This window comes from Hypericibacter sp. (genome assembly GCF_050729195.1).
GTDB lineage: Bacteria > Pseudomonadota > Alphaproteobacteria > Dongiales > Dongiaceae > Hypericibacter.
Genome location: NZ_JBOHKS010000301.1, coordinates 1 through 4,755, shown reverse-complemented (window position 1 = coordinate 4,755; position 4,755 = coordinate 1). Strand labels below are relative to the sequence as shown.

The window sequence follows — 4,755 nt, the reverse complement described above, 5'->3', positions numbered from 1 at the left end:
GCTCAAGACCGTGCTCTCCGACCAGGCCCCGACCTTCGCCGCCGTCGGCAGCTTCAACAATCAATGGGGCGTGCCCCTGACCCTGGCGCGGATGCCGCGCGAGACGGTCTATGGCGTGTTCGAGCTCGGCATGAACCATGCCGGCGAACTCGGCCCCCTCTCCCGCCAGGTTCGCCCCGAGGTCACGATCATCACCACGATCGAGGCCGTCCATATGGCGTTCTTCGCCTCGGTCGAGGCGATCGCCGACGCCAAGGCCGAGATCTTCGAGGGCATGAATGAAGAGGGGGTCGCGATCCTCAATCGCGACAACCCGCAATTCGAGCGCCTCGCCGCCCAGGCGCGCCGCCACGGGATCAAGCGGATCATCGGCTTCGGCACTCATGCCGAGGCGACCTCGCGCCTCCTCGACTGCTCGCTCCAGGCCACCTGCAGCGCCGTCTCCGCCGTCATCGAGGGCGAGCGGCTCGACTATTGCATCGGCGCGCCGGGCCAGCATTGGGTCATGAACAGCCTGGCCGTGCTCGCCGCCGTCAAATCCGCCGGCGCCGATCTGGGCCAGGCCGCGGCCGCCTTCTCGCGCGTCACGCCGCCCAAGGGCCGCGGCCAGCGCAGCCAGGTCATGCTCCCCGCCCAGCGCGGCGGCGGCAGCGTCGAGCTGATCGACGAGAGCTACAATGCCAGCCCCGCCGCGATGCGGGCGGCCTTCCGGGTGCTGGCCCAGGCCAAGCCCCGCAATGGCGGACGGCGCGTCGCCGTCCTCGGCGACATGCGCGAGCTGGGCGAACAGAGTGCCGAGCTCCATGCCGGGCTCGGTCCCGACCTGATCGCCTCGGGCGCGCAGCAGGTCTTCACCGTCGGCCCCTTCATGACGAATCTGGACGCGACTCTGCCGGCGACTCTGCGCGCCGCTCACGCCGAATCGAGCGCCGAGATCATCGCGCCGGTGCTGGCCTCGCTGAAGCCCGGCGACGTCGTCCTGGTCAAGGGGTCGCTCGGCACCCGCATGGCGCCGATCGTCGAAGCCATCAAGGCCATGGGCGCCTCGGCGCCGATGCCGCGCGCCGCGAACGGCAATTAGGGGGACGGGGACAGCCGTGCTTTACAACCTTCTCGCACCCTTTGCCGAAGAGAGCTCCCTCTTCAACATCTTCCGCTATCTGACCTTCCGCAGCGGCGGCGCGGTCATGACGGCGCTCCTGCTCAGCTTCCTGCTCGGCCCCCGCGTCATCGCCTGGCTCAAGAGCAAGCAGCCGCATGGCCAGCCGATTCGCAGCGACGGACCCGAGTCGCATCTCCTGACCAAGAAGGGCACGCCCACCATGGGCGGCGTGCTGATCCTGCTCGCGGTCGCGATCTCGACCCTGCTCTGGGCCGATCTCGCCAACGGCTATGTCTGGATCGTGCTGCTGGTGACCATCGGCTTCGGCATGGTCGGTTTCGGCGACGACTATCTGAAGCTGACCAAACGCGGCAGCAAGGGCCTGCCCGGCCGCCTCAAATTGCTGGCCCAGATCGCGATCGGCACGGGCGCCGCGCTCGCGGTGATGCATCTCACGCCCGACCCGCTCTCGACCGGTCTCACGGTTCCCTTCTTCAAGGAGATCCTGATCCATCTGGGCTGGCTCTTCGTCCCCTTCGCGGTTTTCGTCATGGTCGGCGCGTCGAATGCAGTGAATCTCACAGATGGGCTCGACGGACTCGCGATCGTACCGGTAATGATCGTTGCGGGCTGCTTTGCCCTCATCGCCTATCTCGTCGGCAACGCGGTGTTCGCCAATTATCTGCAACTCCATTTCGTGGCCGGCTCGGGCGAACTCGCGGTGTTCTGTGCCGCCCTCGTCGGCGCGAGCCTGGGCTTCCTCTGGTTCAATGCCCCGCCCGCGATGGTCTTCATGGGCGATACCGGCTCCCTGTCCATGGGCGGCGCGCTGGGCGCCATCAGCGTCGTGGTCAAGCATGAGCTGGTGCTGGCGATCGTCGGCGGCCTCTTCGTTCTCGAGACCGCCTCGGTGATCGTCCAGGTCGTCTCCTTCAAGCTCACCGGCAAGCGCGTCTTCCGCATGGCGCCGCTGCACCATCACTTCGAGAAGAAGGGCTGGGCCGAACCCACCATCGTGATCCGATTCTGGATCATCGCCTCGATCCTGGCCCTGGCCGGGCTCGCCACCTTGAAGCTGCGTTGAGGATTTGACGGGGTGACCGATCTCATCCGCATTCCTGGGCTGGCCGGCCGCACCCTCGCCGTATTGGGCCTGGGCAAGTCGGGGCTCGTGGCGGCGAAGGCCTTGAAGGCCAGCGGCGCCACGGTCTGGGCCTGGGACGATTCAGCGGCGCAGCGCGCGCAGCTCGCAAGCGAAGGTATCGAGCCGGTCGATCTCGGCACGGCCGACTGGACCCGCATCGAGGCGCTGGTGTTGAGCCCCGGCATCCCCCACTCCTTCCCGAAGCCCCATCCGATCGCGGCCAAGGCCAAAGCCGCGAACAAGCCGATCATCGGCGATGTCGAGCTGCTGCTGCGGGCCCAGCCCCATGCGCGCTTCCTCGCCATCACCGGCACCAACGGCAAATCGACCACCACGGCCCTCTCGGGCCATATCCTCGCCTCGGCCGGCCGGCAGGTCGCCGTCGGCGGCAATATCGGCACGCCGGCCCTGGCGCTTCCCGCGCTCGGTGCCGCCGGCATCTATGTGCTGGAACTTTCTTCCTATCAGCTGGAGATCACGCCCTCGCTCAAGCCGACGGTGGCGATCCTCCTCAACATCACGCCCGACCATATCGACCGTCATGGCGACATGGCCGGCTACATCGCCGCCAAGGAACGCATCTTCCGCCGCCAAAGCGCGGACGACACCGCGATCATCGGCATCGATGACGAGCCGAGCCGAGCGATGCGCGAGCGAATCGCCGCGCGCAAGGCTGCGCGAGTCGTGGCGATCTCGTCGATTCGACCCGCCTCCGCCGGAGTCTCCGGCGCGGACGGCAAGCTGGTGGACGATCTCGACGCCAAGGCCGAGACCGTGCTCGACCTGACGGGCGTGGCGACGCTGCCGGGCGAACATAACTGGCAGAACGCGGCGGCGGCCTATGCCGCCATGCGGTCGCTGGGGCTGCAGCGCGCGCCGATTGTCGAGGGCCTCCGCACCTATCCGGGTCTCGCCCACCGCCAGGAGATGATCGCGACCATCAATGGCGTGCGCTACATCAATGACAGCAAGGCCACCAACGCCGACGCCACCCAGAAAGCCCTGGTCTGCTACCAGCCGATCTATTGGATCCTCGGCGGCAAGCCCAAGGAAGGCGGCATCGAGAGCCTGAGGCCGCTCTTCCCGCGCGTCGCCCATGCCTACCTGATCGGCGAGGCCTCCGCCGCGTTCGCCCGGACGTTGAAGGGTCAGGTCGCGGCCACCGAATGCGGCACACTCGAGCGCGCGGTCGCGTCCGCCCATGCCCAGGCCCAGGCCGACCACAAGGCCGGCGCCGTGGTGCTGCTGTCGCCGGCCTGCGCCTCCTTCGACCAGTTCGCCAATTTCGAGCAGCGCGGCGAGGCCTTCCGCCAGATCGTGCTCGAGCTCGGCAATGGCAACGGCCAGCGGAGGGCGTCATGACGACCTTCGCCCGCAACGACCGCAGCATCCTCGGCCGCTGGTGGTGGACGGTCGATCGCTGGACGCTCGGCGCCATCGCGCTCCTGATCGCCATCGGCATGATGATGAGCCTGGCGGCGAGCCCGGCGGTCGCGACCCGCATCCGGCTCGACAGCTTCAGCCTGGTCCGCCACCATTTCGCGCTGCTGCCGATCGCGATCGCGATCCTGGTGACGACCTCGCTCATGAGCGTGCGCATGATCCGGCGCGTCGCCACCCTGGGTTTCTTCTTGTTCCTGGGCCTGACCGTGCTGACCCTCGTCATGGGCCAGGAGATCAAGGGCGCCACCCGCTGGATCGACCTCGCCGGCTTCTCGCTGCAGCCTTCCGAGTTCGTGAAGCCCTGCTTCGCGGTCGTGGCTGCCTGGATGTTCTCGGCCCAGCATGGGCCGGACCGGGTCCCGGGCAACCTGATCTCGATCATGCTCTATCTGGTCGTGGTCGCCGTGCTGATGGCGCAGCCCGACCTGGGCATGACCGTCGTCGTCAGCTGCACCTGGTTCGCGCAGTTCTTCCTGGCCGGCCTGCCGCTGCTCTGGGTCGGCACGCTGGCCGGCGTCGGCGTGGTGGGGCTGGTCGGCGCCTATTTCACCTTCCCGCATGTGACCGAGCGCGTGAACGGCTTCCTCAATCCGGCCGCCGGCGACACCTATCAGGTGGACCGTGCGCTCGATGCCTTCCGCAATGGCGGCCTCTTCGGCCAGGGCCCCGGCGAGGGCACGGTGAAGATGGTACTGCCCGATGCCCATGCCGATTTCGTGTTCGCGGTCGCGGGCGAGGAGCTGGGCGCCATCGCCTGCCTCTTCATCGTGGCCCTCTTCGCCTTCGTGATGGCGCGCGGCATCGCCAAGCTGCTGCAGGAGCGCAATCTCTTCGTGCTGCTGGCCGCCTCCGGCCTGCTCGTCACCTTCGGCCTCCAGGCCGTCGTCAACATGGCGTCCAGCCTGCATCTGATGCCGACCAAGGGCATGACCCTGCCCTTCATCAGCTATGGCGGCTCCTCGCTCCTGGCCTGCGCGCTTTCGATCGGCATGCTGCTGGCGCTCACGCGCCGGCGCGTGGCGATGGGGGAGGAATGATGAGCGCCCTCGCGCCCATCCTCCTCACC

At 67.9% G+C, this 4,755-nt stretch carries 4 protein-coding genes; all 4 read left to right on the top strand.

Going from position 1 to position 4,755, the window contains the following annotated elements:
* Positions 1 to 1,081 (top strand): Mur ligase family protein (locus ACREE8_RS24545; RefSeq protein ID WP_431575654.1); only part of this gene is annotated, 1,081 nt, incomplete at its 5' end.
* A 16-nt stretch (positions 1,082 to 1,097) separates the two neighbouring features.
* Positions 1,098 to 2,186 carry a phospho-N-acetylmuramoyl-pentapeptide-transferase gene (mraY, locus tag ACREE8_RS24540; RefSeq protein ID WP_431575653.1) on the top strand — a complete coding sequence of 363 codons (1,089 nt, stop codon included), beginning with the start codon at positions 1,098 to 1,100 and terminating at the stop codon, positions 2,184 to 2,186.
* A gap of 12 nt (positions 2,187 to 2,198) precedes the next feature.
* Positions 2,199 to 3,608, top strand: a complete 1,410-nt coding sequence (murD, locus tag ACREE8_RS24535) for a UDP-N-acetylmuramoyl-L-alanine--D-glutamate ligase (protein WP_431575652.1) — start codon at positions 2,199 to 2,201, stop codon at positions 3,606 to 3,608.
* Positions 3,605 to 4,726, top strand: a complete 1,122-nt coding sequence (ftsW, locus tag ACREE8_RS24530) for a putative lipid II flippase FtsW (RefSeq protein WP_431575651.1) — start codon at positions 3,605 to 3,607, stop codon at positions 4,724 to 4,726. Before murD ends, ftsW begins: the two co-directional genes overlap by 4 nt.
* Positions 4,727 to 4,755: the final 29 nt, after the last annotated feature.